Origin of the sequence: Novosphingobium sp. NBM11, assembly GCF_015390225.1 — a bacterium.
Classification (GTDB): Bacteria; Pseudomonadota; Alphaproteobacteria; order Sphingomonadales; family Sphingomonadaceae; genus Novosphingobium.
In genome coordinates, this window is sequence record NZ_VUOG01000001.1 from 388,157 (window position 1) to 412,070 (window position 23,914).

A 23,914-nucleotide genomic window follows, 5' to 3' on the forward strand; every position below is an offset into this window, starting at 1 on the left:
CGAGGACGCCCGGAATCGCAAGATTCCGGGCGTTTCTTTTATGGCCCCGTGTCCGTGCCGTCCAGGGATGTTCCAGACCGACCGGCTGCATCCAGCGCCTCATCCAGCACGCGGGCGAAACACGCGATGCGAATCCGGGCCGCCCCGGCTTTGCGCAGCGCGCGCAGGCAGGCGTCGGTCGTCGCGCCACTCGTCATGACGTCATCCACCAGCAGCACGTTTGCGCCATTCAACCTGCTTGCCCAGCGCGGCGACGCAGCAATCGCGCCTGAGAGCGCCACCGCCCGCGCGCGGCGGTTCAATCCCCCCAACGGGGGCGTCTGCTTGACGCGAACGAGCGCATCGACGGCCAGCGCCTGCCCCGTAACCCGAGCGATCCGCGCTGCCAGCAGCGCGGACTGGTTGAACCCGCGCCGCCACAAACGCCAGCGGTGGAGCGGCACCGGTACGACCAACCACTCCCCGTCCAGCTCTGGCAGCCGCGGCACGATCAATTGCGCCAGCAAGCCGGCAAGGCCAACGCGGCGCCCGTGCTTGAACGCCAGCACCAGATCGCGCGAGGCATCGTTGTAAAGCGTCGCCGCCGTGATCCCCTCATGCTTCGGCGGACTAGCCAGACAGGGCGCGCAGATCAGATGCCCGTCATCGCGATGCTCTTCGCCCAAGGGGCGCTGGCAGAGCGCGCAGGCGGGATCGCCCGGAATGGCGAGCCTGCCCCAGCAGGCCACGCACAACCCGCCCTGCCGCGCCAGCGGATCGCCGCACAGCGGGCAGCGCGGCGGAAAGACCAGGTCGATCACCGGGGCCGTCACGGCGGCAAGGGAAGCGGACCGGAGCATGAACCGTGTTGTCCGCCCGGAACGGGGGCTTGGCAAGAGCATCCCGAACGGGCAGGCAGCCGCGCATGGCTTCCGCGCTTCCCCCCGCCCCCTCGCCGCCCGCGTCACCGCCGACCATCTTCTCGCCCACTCGCCGCGCCGCGCTCCGCGCGCGGATGCGCCGGCTGCAACAGCGCCCCGACGCGGCGCGCTACGTGATGAATGACATGGTGGAGGACGTGCTCGACCGTCTGTCGTTCCTGCGCCACGCCCCGGCCCGGGCGCTGGTGATCGGCGACTGGACCGGCACGCTCGCCACGGCACTGGCCGCGCAGGGCTGCGCCGTCACCCGCGCCGATCCGGTCCCCGGCCCTGGCGAAACGCCGATCGACGAGGAAAACCCGATCCCGGCGGACGAAGGCTTCGACCTCATCGCCAGCCTCGGCACGCTCGATACCGTCAACGATCTGCCCGGCGCGCTGCTGCACTTGCGCCGCGCGCTGGCGCCCGATGGCCTTGCGATCATGAGCTTCAGCGGCGCGGGCAGCCTACCCGCCCTGCGCGCGATCATGCTCGCGGCCGACGGCGACCGCCCCGCCCCGCGCATCCACCCGCAAGTGGACGTCCGCGCCGGCGGGCAACTGCTCCAGCGCTGCGGCTTCGCCGCCCCGGTGATCGACAGCCGCTCGCTACCGGTGCGCTTCGGCAGCCTGGAGCGTCTGGTGGGCGACGTGCGGGCGCAGGGGCTGAGCAACTGCCTCGCCCGCTCCGGCCCGACGCTGGGCAAGGCTGCGCTGGCTAGGGCACGGGCCGCTTTCGCCGGACAAGCCGACGCGGAAGGCCGCGTGACCGAGACGTTCGAAATCCTGACGCTCAGCGGCTGGCGGAAGTAACCCTCCGCCAGCGCGCCCTTTATCAGCCCAAGGCGGCCTGCGCCGCCGCCAGGCGGGCGATCGGCACGCGATAGGGGCTGGCGGACACGTAATCGAGGCCGGTCTTTTCGCAGAACGCGATCGAGGCCGGATCGCCGCCGTGTTCACCGCAGATGCCCAGCTTGATGTCGGACCGGGTCTTGCGCCCGCGTTCCGCCGCCAGTTCGACCAGCTGGCCCACGCCCTCGATGTCGAGGCTGACGAACGGATCGCGCGGGTAGATGCCCTGATCGACATAGGGATTGAGGAAGCGCGCGGCGTCGTCGCGGCTGACGCCCAGCGTGGTCTGGGTCAGGTCGTTGGTGCCGAACGAGAAGAACTTGGCTTCCTCGGCGATCTCGCCCGCCATCAGCGCGGCGCGCGGCAGTTCGATCATCGTGCCGACGAGGTAATCGAGCGTGTGACCCTTTTCGGCGAAGACCTCCGCCGCCACGCGATCGACCAGCGCCTTCAGGATTTCGAGTTCCTTCCGGGTCGCGACCAGCGGGATCATCACTTCGGGCACGACCGCCTCGCCCGATTTCGCCGCCACGTCGCAGGCGGCCTCGAAAATGGCGCGGGCCTGCATTTCGTAGATTTCGGGGAAGGTGATGCCAAGGCGGCAGCCACGATGGCCGAGCATCGGGTTGAACTCGTGCAGTTCGCCCGCGCGGCGCTTCAGGTGATCGACGCCCAGGCCGGTGACTTCCGCCAGTTCGGCGAATTCCGCATCGCCGTGGGGCAGGAATTCATGGAGCGGCGGATCGAGCAGGCGGATGGTGACCGGAAGGCCCGCCATCACCTCGAAGATCGAGGTGAAATCGGCGCGCTGTTCGGGCAGCAGCTTGGCCAGCGCGGTGCGGCGGCCGGCTTCGTCCTCGGCCAGGATCATCTGGCGCACGGCCGAGATGCGGCTGGCGTCGAAGAACATGTGCTCGGTGCGGCACAGGCCGATGCCTTCCGCGCCGAACTGCCGCGCGACCTGACAATCGAGCGGGGTTTCAGCGTTGGTGCGCACCTTCATGCGGCGGTGCTTGTCGGCCCAGGTCATCAGCGTGCCGAAATCGCCGACGAGTTCGGGCTCCACGGTGGGCACCTTGCCCGCCATGACATCGCCGTTCGATCCATCGAGCGTAATGACATCGCCTTCACGAATATCGCGGTTGCCGATCTTCGCGGTGCGCGCAGCCATGTCGATCGACAGCGCCGACGCGCCCGAAACGCACGGGCGGCCCATGCCGCGCGCCACCACGGCGGCGTGGCTGGTCATGCCGCCGCGCGCGGTGAGGATGCCCTTGGCGGCGTGCATGCCGTGAATGTCCTCAGGGCTGGTTTCCACGCGCACGAGGATCACCGCATCGCCGCGTTCCGCCAGCGTCTGCGCGGTGTCGGCATCGAAAACCACCGCGCCCGAAGCCGCGCCGGGGCTGGCCGGCAACCCGCGCGTCAACACGTCGCGCGGCGCCTTGGGATCGAGCGTGGGGTGCAGCAACTGGTCGAGCGCCATGGGATCGATGCGGCGGATCGCGGTGGCCTCGTCGATCAGCCCTTCGCCCACCATGTCCACCGCCATCTTCAGCGCGGCCTTGGCGGTGCGCTTGCCCGAACGGGTCTGGAGCATCCACAGCTTGTTCTTTTCGACGGTGAACTCGATGTCCTGCATATCCTTGTAGTGCTTTTCGAGCAGTTCAAAGACAGCGGCGAGTTCTCCGTAAGCCTGCGGCATCGCCTCTTCCATCGACAGCGGCTTGGCCCCTGCCGCCTCGCGTGCGCGTCGGGTCAGATACTGCGGCGTGCGGATGCCGGCCACGACGTCCTCACCCTGCGCGTTGACCAGCCATTCGCCGTAGTAGGCCTTCTCGCCAGTCGCCGGATCGCGGGTGAAGGCCACGCCCGTGGCCGAGGTATCGCCCATGTTGCCGAAGACCATCGCCTGCACGTTGACGGCGGTGCCCCACGACTGCGGAATATCGTTCAGGCGGCGATAGACCTTGGCACGGTCCGATTCCCACGAATCGAACACCGCGCCCACCGCGCCCCACAGCTGTTCGTGCACGTCCTGCGGGAACGGGCGGCCGAGTTCTTCCTCGACGATCGCCTTGTATTCCTTGACGAGAGCCTGCCAATGTTCGGCGCCCATCTCGACATCGGCATAGAAGCCATTGTCTTCCTTGGCGATTTCCAGTGCATCCTCGAACCGGTGATGATCGAGGCCCAGCACCACGTCGGAATACATCTGGATGAACCGGCGGTAGCTGTCCCATGCGAAGCGGGCATCGCCCGATCCCGTGGCCAGCCCTTCGACGGTGGCGTCGTTGAGCCCCAGGTTGAGCACGGTGTCCATCATGCCCGGCATCGAAACGCGCGCGCCCGAACGGACCGAGACAAGCAGCGGATTGGCGGGATCGCCGAACACGCGGCCCGTCGCCGCCTCGATATGCGCGACGCCGGCGGCCACGCCGGCCTTGATATCCTCGTCAAAGGTCTTGCCGGCTTCGTTGTAGAACGCGCAGACTTCGGTGCTGATGGTGAAGCCTGGCGGCACCGGCAGGCCGATGCCCGCCATCTCCGCCAGATTGGCGCCCTTGCCGCCGGTGATCGTCTTGTCGCGCGAACGGGGATCGTCGCTGCGGGCACCACCGCCGAAGTGGAATACGTATGCGCTCATCGTAAAAAGCCGTTCCCTGACGAAGTTGACGAAGCTGGATTTATCGTTGTGGTACCTGCGGGGGACACGCGCCAGCGCCCCCGCTGCTTATCCTTCGATGCGCCCGAAATCGGCGACCTTGTGCACTGCAGCACGGAAACGGTCAAGCAAACCCAAGCGATTCGCACGCTTGTTCGCATCCGCATCGTTGACGGTAACGGTCTCAAAGAAGGAATCGATCGGCGCGCGCAGCGTGGCGAGAGCCGCCATGGCGCCGGTGAAATCCTCCGCCCCGACCGCCGCTTCGGCGCGTGGGCTGGCGACGGCCAGCGCCTCGATCAGCGCCTGTTCGGCGGGTTCGGGCGTATAGGCGAGTACGGTGGGTGAATGCGCCATCTGGTCGGCGATGCCCTCGAACGCGGGATCATCCACCATCACCAGCGGGTCTTCCTCGCCATCGGGCGGGATGATGTCCGCCGCGGAGAAGCCTTCCTTCTTGAGGATGTTCGCCGCGCGCTTGTACCCGGCCAGCAGGTTCGCCCCGTCCTCGGTGCCGATGAACGCCTGCAACGCATGGACGCGCGCCAGCAGGCGGACGAGATCGTCCTCTTTGCCGAGCGCGAACACCGCATCGATCAGGTCATGCCGGACGCCGGCTTCGCGTTGCTGGACCTTGAGGCGGTCAATAAGGAAGTCTTTGGCAAAATAGAAAGCACCTTGGTAAGCAATTGCAAAATTCTGTATTTCTTGGGCTTTTGCGCGCGCTTGCGTTAAAGCCTGCTCTTTCTCGCTAGATATTTCAGAAATCTTCTTGTTCGCGAAGAAGGCCTTTACCTCATCATTTTCCAATGTGGCTTCACGCACAGAATTGTAGAGCTCTTCAATCTCAAATTGGTAATGCTCATCAAGCCATGCTTCGACCTCTTGCACATGATCGCCCCCCTTCTTTATAAGATACATTCCGATAAAATCGGAAGCTTCGTTTATCCGCCGTAGACCATGCTTGAGCCATATTGAGAGTAGTGAGTAGCCGTTTCGACGAAGAGCAAATGGGTCCTTTGAACCCGTCGGGCGCTGTTGTATGGCTTCAAATGCAAATAGGGTATCCAGCTTGTCCGCTAGCGCCACGGCCACGGTGACCGGCGCGGTGGGTACGTCGTCGCTCTGCCCGACCGGCTTGTAGTGATCGCGGATCGCATCGGCCACGGCATCGGGCAGACCTTCGGCGCGGGCGTAGTACCCGCCCATAAGGCCCTGGAGTTCGGGAAATTCCCCGACCATCTCGGTGACGAGATCGGCCTTGCACAGCCGCGCGGCGAGCTCGGCCTGGTCGGCCAGGCTCCCCTCCCGCTCGCGGGAGGGGTTGGGGGTGGGCCGGGCTTGGGTGGGCGCCTCGTCAGACCCACCCCTGGCCCCTCCCGCATGCGGGAGGGGGGATTCCTGGACAATGCCCTCTTCCACCAGCCAGCGCGCCAGCTTGGCCACGCGCTCCACCTTATCGGCGACAGTGCCGAGCTTTTCGTGGAAGGTGATCCGCTGGAGTTTCTCGGCATGGACCGAAAGCGGCACCTTGCGGTCCTGCTGCCAGAAGAAGCGCGCGTCCGAAAGGCGCGCGGCCAGCACCTTGCGGTTGCCGGCCACGATCTCCGCTCCGCCATCGCTCGGCACGATGTTGGCGGTGCAGACGAAGGCATTGGCGAGCTGGCCATCGGCATCGCGGCAGATGAAGTATTTCTGGTTTGTCCGCGCGGTTAGCTGGATGACTTCAGGTGGAACCTCAAGATATTCCGCGTCGAAGCGGCCCAGCAGCGGCACCGGCCATTCGGTGAGGCCGGCGTTTTCGACAACCAGCCCTTCATCCTCCACCAGCGTCAACCCGGCGGCGCTGGCCACGGCGCGGGCCTGGTCGCGCACGATCGCCTCGCGCTCCGCGTGATCCACCAGAACGTGCGCGTCGCGCAGCTTCGCCGCGTAATCGTCCACGCCATCAATGGTGATTTCGCCGGGCGCGTGGAAGCGGTGGCCGCGCGTGATCCGGCCGGCGCGGATGCCGCCGACCTCGCAATCGACCACGGCGCCATCGAGCAGCGCCACGATCGCGGAGAGCGGGCGCACCCAGCGCAGGCTTTCGGTGGACAGCGAGGCCGCGCCCCAGCGCTGGCTCTTGGGCCAGGGGAACGCGCGGACGATGGCGGGGATCGCCTCGGCCAGCACATCGGCGGTGGCGCGGCCGGGCTTCTCGCTGACCGCGAACCACACGCCGTCGCGCTCGGTCAACTGGTCCTTGGTCAGTCCAGTCTTGCGCAGAAAGCCTTCGAGCGCCTGTTCGGGCGCGGAGGTGCGCGGCCCCTTCACTTCCTCGCTCACCGCCTCGGTCGCGGCAGGCAGGCCACGCGCGATCAGCGCAAGGCGGCGCGGCGTGGTCCAGATGGTAAGGTCGCCCACGGCAAGGCCGGCAGCGGCAAGATGATCGCGGAACAGCTTTTCCAGCGAGGCGCGCGCGCCGGCCTGCATCCGCGCGGGGATTTCCTCGCAGCGCAATTCGAGGAGAAATTCAGTCATGATTTTCTCCGCAGCCCGCGCGAAAGCGGGGGCCTCGTGCCCCAGGGAAAGCGATCCCAGCTTGCGCTGGGATGACGCGGTCATACGCATCCATCATGCCGTCCACCCCGGATAGGCCTGCGCCCATTCGTCCTTGAATTTGTCCATGTAGGCCTCGCACGATCCCCGCGCGAGATCGCGCACGCGGCCCATGTAGCTGGCGCGTTCCTGCACCGAGATCACGCCGCGCGCCTGCAGCAGGTTGAACAGGTGGCTGGCCTCGATCGCCTGTTCGTAGGCCGCGATCGGCACGCCGGCATCGAGCGAGCGGCGGCATTCCTCCTCGGCGCGGCGGAAGCCTTCGAACAGGCTGTCGGTATCGGCAACCTCGAAGTTCCACTTCGACATCTCGCGCTCGTTCTCAAGGAACACGTCGCCATACGAGACGCCGTGATTGTTGAACGCAAGGTCGTAGACGTTGTCGACGCCCTGGATGTACATCGCCAGGCGCTCCAGCCCGTAGGTCAGTTCGCCCGCCACCGGCTTGCAATCGAAGCCGCCCATCTGCTGGAAATAGGTGAACTGGGTGACTTCCATGCCGTCGCACCAGACTTCCCAGCCCAAGCCCCAGGCGCCCAGCGTCGGCGATTCCCAATCGTCCTCCACGAAGCGGATATCGTGCAGCAGCGGATCGACGCCGATCGTGCGCAGGCTTTCGAGATAAAGCTCCTGCAGGTTTTCCGGGCTGGGCTTCAGGATCACCTGATACTGGTAGTAATGCTGAAGCCGGTTCGGGTTCTCGCCATAGCGCCCGTCGGTGGGCCGGCGGCAGGGCTGCACGAACGCGGCGTTCCACGGCTGCGGACCCAGCGCGCGCAGCGTGGTGGCGGGATGGAACGTACCCGCGCCCATGCGCATATCGTAAGGCTGGAGGATCAGGCAGCCCTGTTCGCTCCAGAACGCGTGAAGGCGCAGGATGATATCCTGCAGGCTGAGCGGCCCCGTGGGGGATGCTTGGGTATGATCGGCCATGGCCCGCGCCTTTGGCCGATGGAGGCCCGCAAATCAACTTTGCCGTGCGGCGGGCGGTGCGATTTTGCCGGGCGATTGCATCGCGGCAATAGTTCGTTCATCGCGCCGGGGTAGGCAGGAGCGATGTCGATGACCGCATTTTTCCGAACCGCGCCGCTCCGCCGGCTGACGAAGCCGCTGGCCGCGCTGGCGCTGGCGGGCCTGTTCGCCGGGCCGGCGCTGGCGCGCGAACCGGTGGCACCCGCCCCGGCGGCGCCGGTTGCTGCCCCTGTCGCCGCGCCCGCTCCGGCGCCGCAGGTGGTCCATCCGGCGCTGTGGAAAGTGGCGGACGCGGATACCACGATCTACCTGTTCGGCACCGTCCACGTGCTCAAGCCCGGCTACGACTGGCTCAACGGGCCGCTGAAGCAGGCGCTCGACGGATCGGACGAACTGGTGACCGAAGTGCTCGATCCGGTGGGCGGCGAAGCGCAGGCGGCGCTGCTCTCGCGCGCGACCTTGCCTGAAGGCCAGACGCTGCGCGGGTTGATGGACGCGCCCCAACGGACCGCCTTTGAAGCGCTGCTGGGCCGGGTGGGATTGCAGGCGCCGGCCTTCGACCGGTTCAAGCCGTGGTACGCCGCGGTCGTGCTCTCCTCGCTGCCGATGATCAGCCAGGGCCTCAGCCCCAAGGACGGCGCCGAGGCCACGCTCAACGCCTATCCGGGCGGCAAGGCGCGGACGCGCGCGGGGCTGGAGACGATCGACTATCAGCTTGGCCTTTTCGATACGCTGCCGGCCGATGCGCAGCTTGCCTACCTGGGCAACGTGGTGCGCGATTACGACAAGATCGGGCCGGAGATCGACAGCCTGATCGTCGCCTGGGGCAAGGGCGATGCCGAAGCGCTGGCCACGATCATGAACGCCGACATGGACGATCCGCGCCTGACCGAGACGCTGCTGGTCGGCCGCAACCGCCACTGGGCGCAATGGATCAAGGCGCGGCTGGACAAGCCCGGCACGGTGTTCGTGGCGGTGGGCGCCGGGCATCTCGCCGGCAAGGGCAGCGTGCAGGAACAACTCGCCGCGCTCGGCCTCGCCACGCAGCGGGTGCAATGAACCGGATGAAGACCGGGACCTGGAGGAAGGCTTGCGCGGGCATCGCGCTGGCGGCGGGGCTGCTGCTGGGCGCGTGCCGGAGCGAGCCGCAGCCCGCTGCCCCGGCGGTGGAATCGCGCGTGGCGCTGTGGGAAGTGACCGGCCCCGGCGGCGCGCGGGGCTGGCTGTTCGGCACCGTTCACGCCCTGCCCGAAGGCACGCGCTGGTCACGCCCCGCAATCGCGCAGGCGCTGGGCGCGGCGGACCGGCTGGTGTTCGAGATCGGCGAACCGCTGGACGCGAAGATCGCGGGCGAAGCGCTTGGCCGGCTGGCCTTCACCCGGGGGTTGCCGCCGCCGTCCGAACGGATCGACCCCGCCTATCGCGGCAAGCTGGAGGCCGTGTACAAGGACCTTGCGCTGTCCGACGCGCAATTCCGCGACGAGGAATCGTGGGCTGTGGCGCTCCAGATTTCTGCCATCGCCGGGCAGAAGCACGGGATGAGCCCGGACAACGGCGTGGAGCCCGAGCTACGGCGCATGGCGAAGGGCAAACTCGTCACCGGCCTTGAAACCATCGACAGCCAGTTCGGCATCTTCGACCGGCTGGGCGACCGGGAACAGAAAGTGCTGCTGGAACAGGTGGCCGAGGAAGCATCGAGCGGCAAGGATGACGAGCAGGACATCCTGAAGCTGTGGCTGCGCGGTGATGACCTGGGCATCGCGAAGGAAAGTGAGACCGGCTTTCTGGCCGATCCCGGTCTGCACGAAGCGCTGTTGGCCGCGCGCAACCGCAACTGGACAGGACAGATCGACGCCATGCTGAAAGCCGGCGCGCATCCCTTCGTGGCGGTGGGCGCCGCGCACGTTTCGGGCACGGACGGCCTGCCCCGGATGCTGGCCGAACGCGGCTGGACGGTGCGGCGCGTGCAATAGCGCACGGGGCCAGGCCAGAAAGTCTGGCCAGAAAGGCCGGCAACGCTTGCTTTTTCCGTCCGATCCGCTAAGGGCCGCCGCTTCCCCGGCATGGTCATCCCTGGAGGCGTGCGGGCGGAAACGTGTTCAACACAGCATTTTCGGAAGGTACAGACAATGAGCGAGACGCTTACGCTGTCGGCCGAGACGCGCGATCGGGCTGGCAAGGGAGCCTCCCGTGCACTGCGTCGCGAAGGCCGCACCCCCGCCGTGATCTACGGCGGCAACGAGGATCCGGCCGCGATCCACGTCGGGGAAAAGGAACTGGTCAAGGCGCTTGGCACCGGCCACTTCTTCAACTCGATCGTCGAGCTCACCGTCGGCGGCAAGACCGTCCGCACGCTGCCCAAGGACGTTGCGTTCCACCCGGTTTCGGACCGTCCGCTGCATGCCGACTTCCTGCGCCTTTCGGCCGACCACGCCGTTCACGTGAACGTGCCGGTGGTCTTCGCCAACGAAGAGAAGTCGCCCGGCCTGAAGAAGGGCGGCGTTCTCAACGTGGTCCGTCACGAACTCGAACTGGTCTGCGCGCCGGATTCGATCCCCGATGACATCGTGGTCGACGTGACCGGCTTCGAAGTGGGCGATTCGATCCACATCAGCTCGGTGACGCTGCCGGCTGGCGTGAAGACGGCGATCACCGATCGCGATTTCACCATCGCCACGATCGTTGCCCCCTCCTCGCTCAAGAGCGAAGAAGGCGATACGACTAAGACCGAAGCCTGATCTTCAGGCAATCGTTTCCGCCGTCCCTCTATCAAGAGGCCGACGGAGGAACCGGAAAGAAGCCCCCTTCCGCCCCGCGCGGGAGGGGTTCTTTTTTGCCTGGCGGTTGTTTTCACATGCCGTCTGGCCTGATGAGCCCGACACTGTAAACGGGCGCAAAGCGAAGGAGCATCACCGCCATGCAAGTCTGGGTCGGGCTGGGCAATCCGGGGCCGCAATATGCGCTGCACCGCCACAATGTCGGCTTCATGGCGCTCGACACCATCGCCGAAGTGCACTCCTTTGGTCCGGTGCAGAAGAAGTTCCAGGGCTGGGTGCAGGAAGGCCGGATCGGCGCAGCGAAAGTGCTGCTGCTGAAGCCGGCGACCTTCATGAACGAAAGCGGCCGCGCCGTGGGCGAAGCGCTGCGCTTCTACAAGCTGGATACCGATGCGCTGACCGTATTCCACGACGAGCTCGACCTCGCCCCGTTCAAGGTAAAGGTGAAGACCGGCGGCGGCACCGCGGGGCACAACGGGCTGCGCTCGATCGACAAGCACCTCGGCCCCGATTTCCGCCGGGTACGGCTGGGCATCGGGCACCCTGGCCACAAGGATCGCGTGACCGGGTACGTTCTCGGCAACTTCGCCAAGGCGGAGCAGGACGATCTCGTCGACATGCTCGGTGCGATCGCTTCGGAAGCGGAATGGCTGGCCAAGGGGGACGACGTGCGCTTCATGAGCGATGTGGCGCTGAGGCAGGCCGGGTAATCATTCCTAACGCGATTTAACCATCTGAACTGTCGGGCAAATTTACAGATCGGACCTTTCAAAACCTTCGTTAACCAGCGTACCCCGCAGGATTTCCCGTTTGGCACGGCAATTGCGAAGAATGGCGTGAACCATTCGTACCGCTTTCAAAGGGGGCCAAACCATGAAGCGTTCCACTGCCATTCTCGCCGCGCTGGCGACGTCCGCGATGTTCGCCACGCCGGCGCACGCGACCTTCGGCCACACCCACTATTGCAACTGTGGCCACAGCGGCGGCTCCAAGTCGTGCGGCGGTTCGTCGTCGTCCTCGTCGACGTCGTCGACCAGCGGCGGCAGCACGTCGTCCGGCGGCAGCACCTCCTCGGGTGGCAGCACCTCCACGTCTTCTGGCGGCAGCACCTCAACCTCGTCGACCTCCACCGGCGGCAGCACGTCCTCGGGCGGTGGCAGCACCTCGTCCGGCGGCACGGCGGTTCCCGAACCCGGCATGCTGGGCATGATGGCGATGGGCTTGATCGGCCTGGGCTTCGCGCGCCGTCAGCGCCGCAAGGCCTGATCGCTCCGAATTAGGGCACGCCCCACGGGTTCGGCCGCGCCGGACCCGGCCCCGGGGCAAACGTCAGCGGACGAAGCCGTCTTGCGGGACGGCGCATCGCGATCCGCTCAGCCCGCCACTTGCGCGCGGGCCAGATCGTTCCGGAACAGGCGATTGGCAGGGTCTGCCCGCAAAGCCTGTTCGAGATAGGCCACCGCCTTGTCGCGGTCCGTCCCGGCCCTGAACCGCACCAGTCCCGCCATGTGGATCATGTCGGCGTTGGAGGGCTGCAGCGCCAGCGCCTTGTCCGCGAACCCGATCGCTTCGGCATTTCGCCCGGCCTGCGAGGCCGCGAACGCCAGCCGCTTCAGCACATCGGCATCGGACTGATAGCTGGAGACCTGCTGGTACGCCGCGATCGCCGCGCTCCAGTCTCCCCGCGCCATCGCCGCTTGCCCGGCAGCGGCCACTTGCTGCGTCCGCCGCAAATCCCCGGACTGCAGGCGCGCCTTCAGCGTATCCGCCGCCGGATCACCGGCGGCCCGCGCCGCCTTTTCCGCAAGCTCCAATTCGCGCGGCCCGGCCATGGCGCTGTCCGCCAGCGGTTTGACCGTGGCATAGGCCGTCGCCGCATCGCCGGTCGCCAGTTGCGCTTCGGCCAGCATCAGCCGTGCGAACGGGTTTTGCGGGGAAAGCAGCAAGGCCTTGGCGTAGATCGCCCGCGCCTGCTCGGCCCGCCCGAGGCGGAGCAAGGCTTCGGCATAGGCCAGCCCTTCCGGCGAGCGCGGCTCCAGGCTGCTTTCGCGCGGGGCGAGCGTGCTGCGCACTTTTTCCCAATCGCCCCTTTCGGCAGCGATCTGAATGCGCATCCGCAGCACGTCGCCGCTATCGGGCGCGACATCGGTAGCACGGGCCACCAGCGCCTCGGCCTCGTCCAGCTTGCCCTGCTGGTCAGCCGCATCGGCCTGCGCGAGCAAAGGCTCGGGCCGCGTGGGATAAAGCGACTGCGCCCGTTTGTACGCGGCCAGAGCGCCGTCCCAACGGTTCGCCTGCGCATCGATATCGCCCGCCAGCATCAGCGTGTCGAGCGCATCGGGGCTGCGACGGCGCAGATCGGCCAGTTGCGCCTCGGCCCCGGCAATGTCCTGCGAATCCAGGAGGAACCGGGCGTAGTCGCGCACCAGCCGCGCGTCCCCGCCGGCGGCAAGCCCCTTGCGATAGGCTTCGAGCGCGCCGGCCTCGTCCTTGTTCGCGAGCAGGGCCGAGGCGCGGATGCGCCATGCCTCGGGATGGCCATCGTTGCCCAGCAGCGACAGCGCCTCGCGGGCCTGGCCGCGCAGCAAGGCGGCATCGGCCTTCATCCGCGCGATCTCAAGCCCCTTGCCACCCGCCGCTTCCAGCCGCGCGAGCGTGGCCTGCGCGCCCTCGCCATCGCCCAGGCGCAATTGCACCCGCGCCAGCAGATCGAGAATCCGGGCATCCTCGGGCGCAGCCGAAACCGCTTCGCCCAGTTCCTTGCGGGCCGTGCGATAGTCCTCCGCCTTGAAGGCGGCTTGCGCGCGGTCCAGATGCTGTTGCGGCGTTTCCGAACCGCAGGCGGCAAGGACAAGCAGGGCGGGCAGTATCAGCGCTTTCTTCATGCCCGCGTGATGACACGAACGCCTGAAATTTTGGTGAAACTGGCCAAACCGTCCCGCCCCCGCTATGGGCCGCGCGAAAGGCTTGGGCGCAAGAGCCGCGCAGGCCGCATCCAGATCACTTGTGGAGCATCAAATGGGTTTTCGTTGCGGGATCGTCGGTCTGCCAAACGTCGGCAAGTCGACGCTGTTCAACGCGCTGACCGAGACGCAGGCGGCGCAGGCGGCGAACTATCCGTTCTGCACCATCGAGCCAAACGTGGGCAACGTGGGCGTGCCCGATCCCCGGCTGGATGAACTGGCCAAGATCGCCGGCAGCCAGAAGATCATCCCCACCCAACTGGGCTTCGTGGACATCGCCGGGCTGGTGCGCGGCGCGTCCAAGGGCGAAGGGCTGGGCAACCAGTTCTTGGGCAACATCCGCGAGGTGGATGCCATCGTCCACGTGCTGCGCTGCTTCGAGAACGACGACATCCAGCATGTCGACAACAAGGTCGATCCGATTTCGGATGCCGACACGGTCGAGACCGAACTGATGCTTTCGGACCTCGAAAGCCTGGAAAAGCGCGTGCCCGCCGCGCAGAAGAAGGCGGCGCAGGGCGACAAGGAAGCGAAGCTCATCGCCTCGGTGCTGGGCCAGGCGCTCGACCTGCTGCGCGAAGGCAAGCCCGCGCGCCTGACCAGGCCGAAGGACGAGGAAGAAGCCCGCGTGTTCCGGCAGGCGCAGCTGCTCACCGCCAAGCCGGTGCTCTACGTGTGCAACGTGGAGGAAGGCGCGGCAGCTGAAGGCAATGCCTTTTCCGCACGCGTGTTCGAGAAGGCGAAGGCCGAAGGCGCCAACGCCGTGATCGTCTCGGCCGCGATCGAGGCCGAACTGGTCGGCATGGAGCAGGACGAACGGCTGGTGTTTCTGGAGGAAATGGGCCTGCACGAAACCGGTCTCGCCCGTGTGATCCGCGCCGGCTACGATCTGCTGCACCTCATCACCTTCTTCACCGTCGGCCCCAAGGAAGCGCGCGCCTGGACCGTGCATCAGGGTGCCAAGGCCCCGGACGCGGCGGGCGAAATCCACTCCGACATGCAGCGCGGCTTCATCCGCGCCGAAACCATCGCCTATGCCGACTATGTCGCGCTGGGCGGCGAGAACGGCGCCAAGGAAGCCGGCAAGCTGCGCCAGGAAGGCAAGGAATACGTGGTGCACGATGGCGACGTGATGCACTTCAAGTTCAACGTGTGAGGCCGCACGCCGGTTAACCGATCGATTGACAGCGCGGCCGGCACGGGCAAAATCCCGCCCATGCAATATTTCGAAGACCTTGAGCCCGGCACCGTCGACCGTTTCGGCCACTGCCAGGTCACCCGCGAGGAAGTGATCGCCTTCGCCTCGCGCTATGATCCGCAGCCGTTCCACCTTGATGACGAGGCGGCGGCGCAGACCCATTTCGGCCGCCTCTCGGCCAGCGGCTGGCACACTTGCGCCATGGTGATGGCGCTGGTGGTGGAGAACCTGAAGGCGCGCCAGCAGGCGGGGCTGGGGTCGCCCGGCGTGGACGAGCTGCGCTGGCACAAGCCGGTCTATCCCGGCGACACGCTGCGCTGCGAAACCCAGTTGCTCGAGAAAAAGCGCAGCCGCTCGCGCCCGGAAATGGGCAGCTTCCGATCCACCCTGCGCGTGTTCAACCAGAACGACGATCTGGTGATGAGCTTCACCTCGATCGGGTTGATCCGCGTGCGCGATCCGGAAACCGCATCGACCGACTAAGCGCGCGCCGGAGCGGGCGGTGTTGTTACATCGGCTTGCACTGGACGTTGCCGCGCGCCTTGTAGACCACGCGGTCGAACGGATCGGTCACCACCACCTGCCCGCTGAACAGATCGACAAGGCCGTTCTTCACCGCCTTGCCATCGTCGATGCGGGTCAGCGTGAGCGCATATTCCTTCCCCGAATAGCGCGACCAGGCGCCCTGCGGCAGTTGCGTGCTGCCCTTGTCGGACGCGAAGACTACCAGCTTGCCGTCGAGCTTCATCACGCCGCGTTCATCCTGCGCCAGCAGGATCGCGCCCATGCCGCCGCCATCGGCCACGAAGTTGCAGCCGGTGCCGGTCAGCTTGCCGTCGCGGATGTCGAAGAACATGATCGGCTGCGGATCGATCGGCTTCACCGGCGGCTGGCCGTTGCGCTGCGCCGCTTCCACCTGGGCAATGGCCCGCGCATCCTCGGCCGCCTTTTCCGCCGGCGTCTGGCTGGAGCAGGCAGCCAGCAGAACGAGCACTGCCGCTCCGGCAACGATCCCGCGCATCACTTTCTCCCGAACAGTTTCTCGATATCGCCATGGGCAAGCTTCACCCACGTCGGCCGCCCATGATTGCACTGGCCGGAGCGCGGCGTCACTTCCATTTCGCGCAACAATGCGTTCATTTCGGCGACGGAAAGGGCACGCCCAGCGCGGACCGAGCCATGGCAGGCCATCGTCGCCAGCACGAGGTCGAGCCGTTCGCCCAGCAGCAGCGCGTCGCCGTTCTGGGCAAGATCGTCGGCCACGTCGCGCACCAGCGCTTCGGGATTGCCCTTGGCGAGCGCCGCCGGCACCGCGCGGACCAGCACGGCACCCGGACCGAAGCGTTCGAGCGCGAGACCATATTCAGCCAGCTTCGGCGCGGCTTCCTCAAGCCGATCGCAATCGGTTTCCTCAAGCTCGACCACTTCGGGGATCAGCAGCGCCTGACTGGGCGCACTGCCCTCCCCCGCGCTGCCCCCCGCTCCCGCCGCGCGCAGGCGCTCCAGCACCAACCGTTCGTGCGCCGCGTGCTGATCGACGATCACGAGGCCATCGGCCGCCTCCGCCACGATATAGGTGTTGGCGACCTGCCCGCGGGCCACACCCAGCGGATGCTCTACCGGCTCCGGCACGGCATCCTCGGCAGCTTCGGCGCGAGCGACAGGCGGGGCCATGACCGTGGCCTCGTACCCGCGCCACGCCTGCCCGGCATCGCTGACCCGCGGTTCCGGCTGCCATGCCGGGGAGGCGAAGATGCTGCCTTGCCGTTCGGCCGGTGCGGGAAACAGCGGCCCCGGCCCTGGTGCCGCCCCCGGGAGCGCGGCAATCGGTTCGGCCTGCCAGGCACGCATCGCGGTTTCGGAAGGGGCCTGCGCGGAGCGCTGGTCCCCGCTTGCCAGCGCCGTGCGCAGGCCGGTCACCACCATCCCCCGCACCAGCGCGGGATCGCGAAAGCGAACCTCGGTCTTGGCCGGGTGGACGTTCACGTCGACCTCGGTCGGCGGCACGTCGAGAAACAGCGCCAGCACCGCGTGCCGGTCGCGCGCCAGCATATCGGCATAGGCGCCGCGCACCGCGCCGATCAGCAGGCGGTCCTTCACCGGGCGGCCGTTGACGAACAGATACTGGTGATCGGCCACGCCGCGGTTGTAGGTCGGCAGGCCGGCCACACCGGTCAGGTGGAAATCGCCGCGCACCAGATCGACCGTCACCGCGTTGCCGGCCAGCTCGCGCGCAACCAGCTGCGCAACGCGCGCCTCGAGCGAATCGCCCGGCTGCACCTGCAGCGCGCGGCGGCCGTCGTGCTCCAGCGTGAAGCCCACTTCCGGGCGTGCCATGGCCAGGCGGCGCACGACATCGAGCGAAGCCGCCCATTCGGCCCGTGCCGAGCGCAGGAACTTGCGCCGCGCCGGAATCTTGCCGAACAGGTCTTCCACCCGCACGCGCGTTCCGGGCGGCAGCGCGGCAGGGCCATCGGACACCAGCGCCCCATGATCGACCACGCGTTTCCACGCCTCGCCGGTCTCTCGCGCGCGACTCTCGATGGTGACGCGCGCGACGCTGGCGATGGAAGGCAGCGCCTCTCCCCGGAAGCCCAGCGTTTCGACCAGTTCGATCGATTCGTCGGGCAGCTTGGACGTGGCGTGGCGCTCCAGCGCCAGCGCAATCTCGTCCGCGCGCATCCCGCAGCCATCGTCCGTCACCTCGATCAGCGAAAGCCCGCCCTCGCCCAGCCGGACATGGACTTGCGTGGCGCCCGCATCGATGGCGTTTTCGACCAGTTCCTTGAGCGCGCTGGCCGGCCGTTCCACCACTTCGCCAGCGGCGATGCGGTTGACCAAAGTATCGGGAAGGCGGCGGATCGTGGGCATCGTCAAAGCTTTGTTCAGGGCCGTGCCGGCGTCGGGATTCCGGCACGCCCAGACATTACTAGCGATGGACCCGCGCTTTTTCGAGCCAAGTGGAGAAGTTATCCCGCAAACGCAGCATAAACCTATGGGTTTTGCGCAAATCATGCGCTAATGAGCCGGGCTTCCCGGGCACTCATTTGGTTGGGGTTGGCGCGTGCCCGCGTTCCAACCCGCAGATTCATACGGATTTCCTGATGGCTTCGATGCTTTCCCGATTCTTCAAGTTCGGTTCCCAGAACATCGCGATCGACCTCGGAACGGCGAATACGCTGGTCTACGTACAGGATCGCGGGATCGTGCTGAACGAGCCTTCCGTCGTCGCGATCGAGACGATCAACGGCGTCAAGAAGGTGAAGGCCGTCGGCGATGACGCGAAGATGATGATGGGCAAGACGCCGGACAACATCGAGGCGATCCGTCCGATGCGCGATGGCGTGATCGCAGACATCGAAGTGGCCGAAGCCATGATCAAGCACTTCATCCAGAAGGTGCACGGCAAGAAGAGCCTGCTGCGCTATCCGGAAATCGTGATCTGCGTGCCTTCGGGCTCGACCTCGGTCGAACGCCGCGCGATTCGCGATGCCGCTTCCAACGCCGGCGCCAGCCAGGTGTTCCTGATCCTGGAACCGATGGCGGCCGCGATCGGCGCGGACATGCCGGTGACCGAGCCGGTCGGCTCGATGGTGGTCGATATCGGCGGCGGCACCACGGAGGTCGCCGTGCTTTCGCTGCGTGGCCTTGCCTATACCACCAGCGTGCGCGTGGGTGGCGACAAGATGGACGAAGCCATCGTCAGCTATGTCCGCCGCCATCACAACCTGCTGATCGGTGAAGCCACGGCCGAACGGATCAAGAAGGATTACGGCATCGCCACGATCCCGGCCGACGGCGTGGGCGAAACGATCCACATCAAGGGCCGCGATCTCGTCAACGGTGTGCCCAAGGAAATCACGATCACCCAGGCCAACGTGGCCGAAGCCCTGTCCGAACCGATTGGCGCGATCGTCGAAGGCGTGCGCATCGCGCTGGAAAACACCGCGCCGGAACTCGCAGCGGACATCGTCGATCAGGGCATCGTACTGACCGGCGGCGGCGCGCTGATCCGCGGGCTGGACGAGCATCTGCGCGAGGAAACCGGCCTGCCGGTGAGCGTTGCCGAAGACCCGCTGTCCTGCGTGGCGCTGGGCACCGGCCGCGCGATGGAAGATCCGATCTATCGCGGCGTGCTGATGACCGCGTAATGGCAGGTTCATCCCGTTGCTGCATGGAAGCAAGCCGGCACCGGCCGGCGGACAGCGGCGGGAACGGTAGGGAATAACGGACATGGCGCGGTCACAGGACCGGCGCCCGGGCTTTTCGCGCAGGGCGCAGTACGGGATCTTCACAGGCTACGTCGTCGCCATTCTTGGCGTCGTGGTCGGCGCCGTGCTGCTCATCGTATCGTTGTTCAACCCCGAGGCGTTTGCCTTTGCGCGATCAGGCGCGAGCGAGATAGCGCGGCCGATCGGGCAGGCGAGCGCCGAATCCCGCGCCACCGGCCAGGGCGTGTTTGCCGCCGTCGGCGCCTATTTCAACGCCGGAAGGCAGAACGCCGCGCTGCGGCGCGAGGTGGAAGCCGCGCGCGCCGACGCGGTGACCATGCGCGCGGTGCAAACCGAAAACGCGCGTCTGAAAGCGCTGCTCGGTATCGTCGACCCCCAGGTGCGGCCGATTGCCGCCGGCCGCCTTATCGGCTCCACCGCGGCCAGCGCACGGCGCTTCGCCGTGCTGTCGATCGGCTCCTCGACCGGGCTGCGCCCCGGGATGCCCGTGCGATCTTCCACCGGACTGATCGGCCGGATTGTCGAAACCGGGCGCGATACGGCGCGCGTTCTGCTCGTGACAGACCCGGACAACGTCGTGCCCGTGCGCCGCGCCACCGATGGTCTGCCCGCCTTCGTACAGGGTGCCGCCAACGGCCGGATCGAAATCCGCTTGATCAATTCAGGCGTAAACCCCGTTCACAAGGGCGACGTTTTCGTGACCTCCGGATCGGGCGGCCTCTATCCCCCCAACATTCCGGTCGCGATCGCCACCGATCCGCATCATGACGGGGCGGTCGGCCACCTTGCCAGCGATCCTGCGGACGTGGACTACGTGCTGGTGTTCCCGAGCTTTCAGCCTGCCGCCCAGGCAGCGCTGAGCGAAAGCGAGAAAGCCGCTGGCCCGCCGCGCGACCCGGGCGACCAGTAAGCCGGAATGATGCTGCCCCGCTTTCCCGCCCGCGCCGAGGACATCGTGCGCAACCGCATCAACCGCGCGCCATCGCCGGTCCTTGCGGTGGGCATTCCGTGGGCGTCGATCATCCTGGCCTCGATGGCAACCTTTTCCCCGGTGATCGCGTCCGCGCCCCTGCTCCCGCCATTTTCCTACATGATGCTGCTGGCCTGGCGCATGCTGCGGCCCGGCATGCTGCCGGTGTGGGTCGGCTTGCCACTGGGCGCCATCGACGATCTGTTCAGCGGACAGCCGTTCGGCAGCGCGATCATCCTGTGGTCGCTGACCATGCTGGCGATGGAAGTGATCGACGAACGGTTCCTCTGGCGGGGCTTTCTGCAGGACTGGCTTGCGGGCAGCGCGCTGCTGGCCGGCTATCTGTTTCTTGCCGCCAGTTTCGCGGGCTTTGCCGCCGGCTATCCGCTGCCGCTTTCGATCGGCCCGCAATTGCTGCTGAGCGTGTTCCTGTTCCCCGTCATCACCCGGATCGTCGCCCTGCTCGACCGGGTGCGCCTGCTGCCGCTGCGGAGAATCTGAGCGTGGCGAGACAGCAACTGCCGATGAGTTCGGCCCGGCTGACCGACACCTTCAACCGCCGCACCTTCGTGCTCGGATCGGCCATGGGCGGCATCGGCGTGCTGCTCGCGATGCGGCTCGGCTACCTCTCGATCGCGCAGAACGAGAAGTACAAGGCGGCGTCGGAGAGCAACCGCGTCAACCTGACGCTGATTCCGCCGCGGCGCGGCTGGATTCTCGATCGCAACGGCGCGGCGCTGGCATCGAACCGCGCCGACTTCCGCGTCGACCTGATTCCCGACCGGGTCGTGGACGCGGACAAGACGCTGGCCACGCTCGCCTCGCTGCTCGACCTTTCGCCCGACAAGGTGGGCGACATCCACGACAAGCTGGACAAATCGCGCGGATTCCAGCCGGTCGAAGTTGCCGCCAATCTCAACTGGGACAAATTCGCCGCCGTCAGCGTGCGTCTGCCCGAACTGCCTGGCGTGGTGCCGCAACGCGGCTATTCGCGGTTCTATCCCACCGGCGCGACCGTGGGGCATCTGGTCGGCTATGTCGGCCCCGCTTCGGCCGAGGACTACGAGCGTGAACGCAACCCGCTGCTGATCACGCCCGGCTTCAAGATCGGCAAGGACGCGCTGGAGAAGTATTTCGAGACGCGCCTGCGCGGCGTGCCCGGCGCGCGGCGCGTGGAAGCCACCGCCAGCGGGCGCGTGGTGCGCGATCTGGGCACGCGCGAAGACGTGCCGGGCAAGCCGATCCAGCTCACCATCAACGGCCCGTTGCAGGACTATGCCTCGCGCCGCATCGGCCTGGAATCCGGGTCGGTCGTGGTGATCGACTGCCTGACCGGCGATGTGCTGGCCATGGCCTCGATGCCCAGCTTCGATCCCAACAGCTTCTCCGACGGCATCGGGCGCATCGAATGGAAGATGCTGTCGGACGACGACCATGTGCCCTTGCGCAACAAGGTTCTGCGCGGGCTTTATCCGCCGGGCTCGACCGTGAAGCCGATGGTCGCGCTGTCGTTCCTCGAAGCGGGGCTCGATCCCAATGCCTCGGTCAACTGCGCGGGCGGCCTGCGCGTGGGCAACCGCGTGTTCCACTGCTGGAACCACCGTGGCCATGGCGCTACCAACATGGCCAAGGGCATCTACCAGTCGTGCGACGTGTACTTCTATCACTTCGCGCAACAGATGGGCATGGACGTGATCGCAGCGATGGCGAAGCGGCTGGGGCTAGGACAGGAGTTTCCGCTGCCCGTCGCCGGGCAATCCTATGGCACGGTGCCCGATCCCGCGTGGAAGCTGCGCAAGTACAAGCAGCCCTGGGCGATCTACGACACGGTGAACGCCACCATCGGGCAGGGATACATGCTGGTGAACCCGCTGCAGCAGGCGGTCATGGCCTCGCGCATCGCCTCCGGCCTCGAACTGATGCCGCGCCTGCTGCTCGACCGGCACGCGCCTCAGCCCAAGTCCATGGGCTTCAAGCAGGAACACCTCGATTACATCCACGCGGCGATGAACGAAGTCGTCAACGGACGTGGCACCGCCGGCAAGGCGCGCCTGCCCATTCCCAACGTGCAGATGGCGGGCAAGACCGGCACGGCGCAGGTTGTCGGCCTCAACATCGGCAACGGCAAGGGCGGGCTGTGGAAGCACCGTGACCACGGCCATTTCATCTGCTTCGCCCCGTTCGACAAGCCGCGCTATGCCTGCGCCGTCGCCATCGAGCACGGCGGTGGTTCGGGCGCGGCCTATCCCATCGCGCGCGACGTGATGACGTTCCTGTTCGATCCGGGCAAGGCGCTGGAAGTGCTCGAAGGCTTCGAAAAGCAGTGGGGCGGCAACGTGCAACAGCGCATGGCGGCCCGGTACGACGCCTATGCCGCGCAGTACGGCGCTTCCGCACCCAAGGCGGCGGACGACGCGCAAGTGGCGCAGGAAGTCGCCGCCGAAAACAAGCCGGTGCCCGAACCGACCGCCGCGCAGACCGACGCCGCGCCGCCTCCGCCCGAGCCGACGACGCCCGAACCGGGCACGCCGGCGCCGGGCGCATCGCCGCGGCCGGCACCGGGCACCGCTCCGGCACCCGCCACTCCCGCCACGTCCGGCGCGCAATAGAGGCCCCGCCGATGCCCCGCGCCTATGTTCCCGCCGCCATCGCCCGCCAGCCCTGGCGCGTGCTGCTGCCGCTGGCGATGCTGGTCGTGTTCGGCGGCTTCGTGCTCTATTCGGCGGCAGGTGGGCATCTCCAGCCCTGGGCACTGACCCACGTGCTGCGCTTCTGCGTGTTCCTGGCGCTCGCCATGCTGATCGCGCGGGTGCCGCAGGACTGGTTCAAACGCGCCGCCTTGCCGATCTATGCCGGCCTGTGCGTGCTGCTGGTGCTGGTGGAACTGATCGGCGGGATCGGCGGCGGCAGCCAGCGCTGGCTCAATCTGGGCTTCATGACGCTCCAGCCGTCCGAACTGATGAAACCGGGTATCGTGCTGGTGCTGGCCTGGTTCTACAGCGTGCTGCCGGTGGGCGAAACGCGCGGCTGGCGCGCGGTGGCGCCGGCGGCGGTGCTGCTGGGCATTCCCGCCGGCCTCGTCATGCTCCAGCCAGACCTTGGTACCGGGCTGGCCATCAGCTTCGGCGCGGTCGTCACCATGTTCCTTGCCGGCCTGCCGCTTCGCCTGTTCCTGGGCGGCGTCGGCGCCGGGCTGATCGTCGCGCCGCTGGCGTTCTTCACGCTGCTGCACGATTACCAGCGCAAGCGCGTGCTGGTGTTCATGGACCCGGAAAACGATCCGCTGGGATCGGGCTATCACATCACCCAGTCGAAAATCGCGATCGGATCGGGCGGGCTTTTCGGCAAGGGCTTCGGCCACGGTTCGCAAAGCCACCTCGATTACTTGCCCGAAGCGCAGACCGACTTCGTCTTCGCGACGATGGCCGAGGAATGGGGCATGGTGGGCGGCCTGTTCGTGCTGGCGATCTTCGCCGTGGTGCTGCGCTGGGGCCTGAAAGTGGCGATGAACGCACCCGACCGCTTCTCGCGCCTGCTGGCGGCGGGCATGACCACCACGATCTTCTTCTATGCCTGCATCAACCTGATGATGGTGATGGGCCTTGCGCCGGTGGTGGGCATCCCCCTGCCCTTCATGAGCCACGGCGGATCGTCGATGATGACCAACATGATCTGTATCGGAACGATCATGGCGGTGGACCGCTGGAGCCGCCGAAGCGGCAGCGGGCTCGCCTGAAAAACACCATTTCAGGGCTTGGCAGCGCGGCAGAAATCGCTATGGGAGCG

Annotated in this window: 20 protein-coding genes; 13 read left to right on the forward strand and 7 right to left on the reverse strand. The window is 66.9% G+C overall.

The features are described 5' to 3' along the window. Window positions 1-38 precede the first annotated feature (38 nt). Window positions 39-839, reverse strand: coding sequence for a ComF family protein (locus F1640_RS01900; protein ID WP_194917461.1), 801 nt, complete (start codon window positions 837-839; stop codon window positions 39-41). Between the two features lie 65 nt (window positions 840-904). Between F1640_RS01900 and F1640_RS01905 the strand changes: the two genes are divergently transcribed. Next, complete coding sequence (locus F1640_RS01905; RefSeq protein ID WP_255530164.1) at window positions 905-1,711, forward strand: class I SAM-dependent methyltransferase; 807 nt, start codon at window positions 905-907, stop codon at window positions 1,709-1,711. Window positions 1,712-1,733: 22 nt separating this feature from the next. Here F1640_RS01905 and ppdK read toward each other — a convergent pair whose 3' ends face one another. The 3 genes from ppdK to F1640_RS01920 all read right to left on the reverse strand — a co-directional run bounded on the left by ppdK (window position 1,734) and on the right by F1640_RS01920 (window position 7,949). Then, complete coding sequence (gene ppdK, locus F1640_RS01910; protein WP_194917462.1) at window positions 1,734-4,397, reverse strand: pyruvate, phosphate dikinase; 2,664 nt, start codon at window positions 4,395-4,397, stop codon at window positions 1,734-1,736. Window positions 4,398-4,484: 87 nt separating this feature from the next. Continuing rightward, complete coding sequence (glyS, locus tag F1640_RS01915; protein ID WP_194917463.1) at window positions 4,485-6,938, reverse strand: glycine--tRNA ligase subunit beta; 2,454 nt, start codon at window positions 6,936-6,938, stop codon at window positions 4,485-4,487. Between the two features lie 93 nt (window positions 6,939-7,031). Beyond that, window positions 7,032-7,949: a glycine--tRNA ligase subunit alpha gene (locus F1640_RS01920; protein WP_124809602.1), complete on the reverse strand. Its 918-nt coding sequence runs from the start codon at window positions 7,947-7,949 to the stop codon at window positions 7,032-7,034. 129 nt (window positions 7,950-8,078) lie between these two features. Here F1640_RS01920 and F1640_RS01925 point away from each other — a divergent pair, with 129 nt between their 5' ends. From F1640_RS01925 to F1640_RS01945, 5 genes are all read left to right on the forward strand, one after another. Further along, window positions 8,079-9,047 carry a TraB/GumN family protein gene (locus F1640_RS01925; RefSeq protein WP_194917464.1) on the forward strand — a complete coding sequence of 323 codons (969 nt, stop codon included), beginning with the start codon at window positions 8,079-8,081 and terminating at the stop codon, window positions 9,045-9,047. 5 nt (window positions 9,048-9,052) lie between these two features. Then, the gene (locus F1640_RS01930) at window positions 9,053-9,961 is read left to right on the forward strand and encodes a TraB/GumN family protein (RefSeq protein ID WP_194917465.1); all 909 of its coding nucleotides are present in this window, start codon (window positions 9,053-9,055) and stop codon (window positions 9,959-9,961) included. Window positions 9,962-10,117: 156 nt separating this feature from the next. Next, window positions 10,118-10,726: a 50S ribosomal protein L25/general stress protein Ctc gene (locus tag F1640_RS01935; RefSeq protein WP_124809600.1), complete on the forward strand. Its 609-nt coding sequence runs from the start codon at window positions 10,118-10,120 to the stop codon at window positions 10,724-10,726. 179 nt (window positions 10,727-10,905) lie between these two features. Continuing rightward, window positions 10,906-11,475 (forward strand): aminoacyl-tRNA hydrolase, encoded by a 570-nt coding sequence (gene pth, locus F1640_RS01940; RefSeq protein ID WP_194917467.1) that lies wholly within the window; start codon window positions 10,906-10,908, stop codon window positions 11,473-11,475. Between the two features lie 163 nt (window positions 11,476-11,638). Further along, on the forward strand, window positions 11,639-12,031 hold the full coding sequence (locus tag F1640_RS01945; RefSeq protein WP_194917469.1) for a PEP-CTERM sorting domain-containing protein: 393 nt from the start codon (window positions 11,639-11,641) through the stop codon (window positions 12,029-12,031). Window positions 12,032-12,138: 107 nt separating this feature from the next. On the opposite strand, the gene F1640_RS01950 is transcribed toward F1640_RS01945, so the two are convergent. Then, window positions 12,139-13,650, reverse strand: a complete 1,512-nt coding sequence (locus F1640_RS01950) for a tetratricopeptide repeat protein (RefSeq protein ID WP_194917471.1) — start codon at window positions 13,648-13,650, stop codon at window positions 12,139-12,141. Window positions 13,651-13,783: 133 nt separating this feature from the next. Here F1640_RS01950 and ychF point away from each other — a divergent pair, with 133 nt between their 5' ends. Continuing rightward, on the forward strand, window positions 13,784-14,884 hold the full coding sequence (gene ychF, locus F1640_RS01955) for a redox-regulated ATPase YchF (protein ID WP_125956194.1): 1,101 nt from the start codon (window positions 13,784-13,786) through the stop codon (window positions 14,882-14,884). 60 nt (window positions 14,885-14,944) lie between these two features. Beyond that, window positions 14,945-15,409, forward strand: a complete 465-nt coding sequence (locus F1640_RS01960) for a MaoC family dehydratase (RefSeq protein ID WP_194917473.1) — start codon at window positions 14,945-14,947, stop codon at window positions 15,407-15,409. A 25-nt stretch (window positions 15,410-15,434) separates the two neighbouring features. Here F1640_RS01960 and F1640_RS01965 read toward each other — a convergent pair whose 3' ends face one another. Together F1640_RS01965 and mutL are read right to left on the reverse strand one after the other, a co-directional pair. Beyond that, window positions 15,435-15,947, reverse strand: a complete 513-nt coding sequence (locus tag F1640_RS01965; protein ID WP_124809594.1) for a hypothetical protein — start codon at window positions 15,945-15,947, stop codon at window positions 15,435-15,437. Then, window positions 15,947-17,797, reverse strand: coding sequence for a DNA mismatch repair endonuclease MutL (mutL, locus tag F1640_RS01970; protein WP_194917474.1), 1,851 nt, complete (start codon window positions 17,795-17,797; stop codon window positions 15,947-15,949). Before mutL ends, F1640_RS01965 begins: the two co-directional genes overlap by 1 nt. A gap of 233 nt (window positions 17,798-18,030) precedes the next feature. On the opposite strand from mutL, the gene F1640_RS01975 reads away from it, so the two are divergent. The 5 genes from F1640_RS01975 (at window position 18,031) to rodA (ending at window position 23,864) form a co-directional block, all read left to right on the forward strand. Beyond that, entirely contained in the window at window positions 18,031-19,077 is a 1,047-nt protein-coding gene (locus F1640_RS01975; RefSeq protein WP_125956198.1) for a rod shape-determining protein, read from the forward strand. A gap of 82 nt (window positions 19,078-19,159) precedes the next feature. Further along, a complete protein-coding gene (gene mreC / locus F1640_RS01980; RefSeq protein ID WP_124809591.1) occupies window positions 19,160-20,068 on the forward strand; it encodes a rod shape-determining protein MreC in 909 nt (302 codons plus the stop codon). Between the two features lie 6 nt (window positions 20,069-20,074). Then, window positions 20,075-20,629: a rod shape-determining protein MreD gene (mreD, locus tag F1640_RS01985; RefSeq protein WP_125956203.1), complete on the forward strand. Its 555-nt coding sequence runs from the start codon at window positions 20,075-20,077 to the stop codon at window positions 20,627-20,629. Window positions 20,630-20,652: 23 nt separating this feature from the next. Further along, entirely contained in the window at window positions 20,653-22,737 is a 2,085-nt protein-coding gene (gene mrdA / locus F1640_RS01990; protein WP_124809647.1) for a penicillin-binding protein 2, read from the forward strand. Window positions 22,738-22,748: 11 nt separating this feature from the next. After that, complete coding sequence (gene rodA, locus F1640_RS01995) at window positions 22,749-23,864, forward strand: rod shape-determining protein RodA (protein WP_124809589.1); 1,116 nt, start codon at window positions 22,749-22,751, stop codon at window positions 23,862-23,864. The last annotated feature ends 50 nt before the right edge of the window (window positions 23,865-23,914 follow it).

What these genes read in the sequence shown, in the direction of transcription:
- F1640_RS01935 (WP_124809600.1), top strand. Translation starts at nt 10,118, where the DNA reads ATGAGCGAGACGCTTACGCTGTCGGCCGAGACGCGCGATCGGGCTGGC.
- F1640_RS01950 (WP_194917471.1), bottom strand. Translation starts at nt 13,650, where the DNA reads ATGAAGAAAGCGCTGATACTGCCCGCCCTGCTTGTCCTTGCCGCCTGC.
- mreC (WP_124809591.1), top strand. Translation starts at nt 19,160, where the DNA reads ATGGCGCGGTCACAGGACCGGCGCCCGGGCTTTTCGCGCAGGGCGCAG.
- ychF (WP_125956194.1), top strand. Translation starts at nt 13,784, where the DNA reads ATGGGTTTTCGTTGCGGGATCGTCGGTCTGCCAAACGTCGGCAAGTCG.
- mreD (WP_125956203.1), top strand. Translation starts at nt 20,075, where the DNA reads ATGATGCTGCCCCGCTTTCCCGCCCGCGCCGAGGACATCGTGCGCAAC.
- mutL (WP_194917474.1), bottom strand. Translation starts at nt 17,797, where the DNA reads ATGCCCACGATCCGCCGCCTTCCCGATACTTTGGTCAACCGCATCGCC.
- F1640_RS01945 (WP_194917469.1), top strand. Translation starts at nt 11,639, where the DNA reads ATGAAGCGTTCCACTGCCATTCTCGCCGCGCTGGCGACGTCCGCGATG.
- rodA (WP_124809589.1), top strand. Translation starts at nt 22,749, where the DNA reads ATGCCCCGCGCCTATGTTCCCGCCGCCATCGCCCGCCAGCCCTGGCGC.
- F1640_RS01930 (WP_194917465.1), top strand. Translation starts at nt 9,053, where the DNA reads ATGAAGACCGGGACCTGGAGGAAGGCTTGCGCGGGCATCGCGCTGGCG.
- F1640_RS01905 (WP_255530164.1), top strand. Translation starts at nt 905, where the DNA reads ATGGCTTCCGCGCTTCCCCCCGCCCCCTCGCCGCCCGCGTCACCGCCG.
- glyS (WP_194917463.1), bottom strand. Translation starts at nt 6,938, where the DNA reads ATGACTGAATTTCTCCTCGAATTGCGCTGCGAGGAAATCCCCGCGCGG.
- F1640_RS01975 (WP_125956198.1), top strand. Translation starts at nt 18,031, where the DNA reads ATGGCTTCGATGCTTTCCCGATTCTTCAAGTTCGGTTCCCAGAACATC.
- ppdK (WP_194917462.1), bottom strand. Translation starts at nt 4,397, where the DNA reads ATGAGCGCATACGTATTCCACTTCGGCGGTGGTGCCCGCAGCGACGAT.
- mrdA (WP_124809647.1), top strand. Translation starts at nt 20,653, where the DNA reads ATGAGTTCGGCCCGGCTGACCGACACCTTCAACCGCCGCACCTTCGTG.
- F1640_RS01965 (WP_124809594.1), bottom strand. Translation starts at nt 15,947, where the DNA reads ATGCGCGGGATCGTTGCCGGAGCGGCAGTGCTCGTTCTGCTGGCTGCC.
- pth (WP_194917467.1), top strand. Translation starts at nt 10,906, where the DNA reads ATGCAAGTCTGGGTCGGGCTGGGCAATCCGGGGCCGCAATATGCGCTG.
- F1640_RS01925 (WP_194917464.1), top strand. Translation starts at nt 8,079, where the DNA reads ATGACCGCATTTTTCCGAACCGCGCCGCTCCGCCGGCTGACGAAGCCG.
- F1640_RS01960 (WP_194917473.1), top strand. Translation starts at nt 14,945, where the DNA reads ATGCAATATTTCGAAGACCTTGAGCCCGGCACCGTCGACCGTTTCGGC.
- F1640_RS01920 (WP_124809602.1), bottom strand. Translation starts at nt 7,949, where the DNA reads ATGGCCGATCATACCCAAGCATCCCCCACGGGGCCGCTCAGCCTGCAG.
- F1640_RS01900 (WP_194917461.1), bottom strand. Translation starts at nt 839, where the DNA reads ATGCTCCGGTCCGCTTCCCTTGCCGCCGTGACGGCCCCGGTGATCGAC.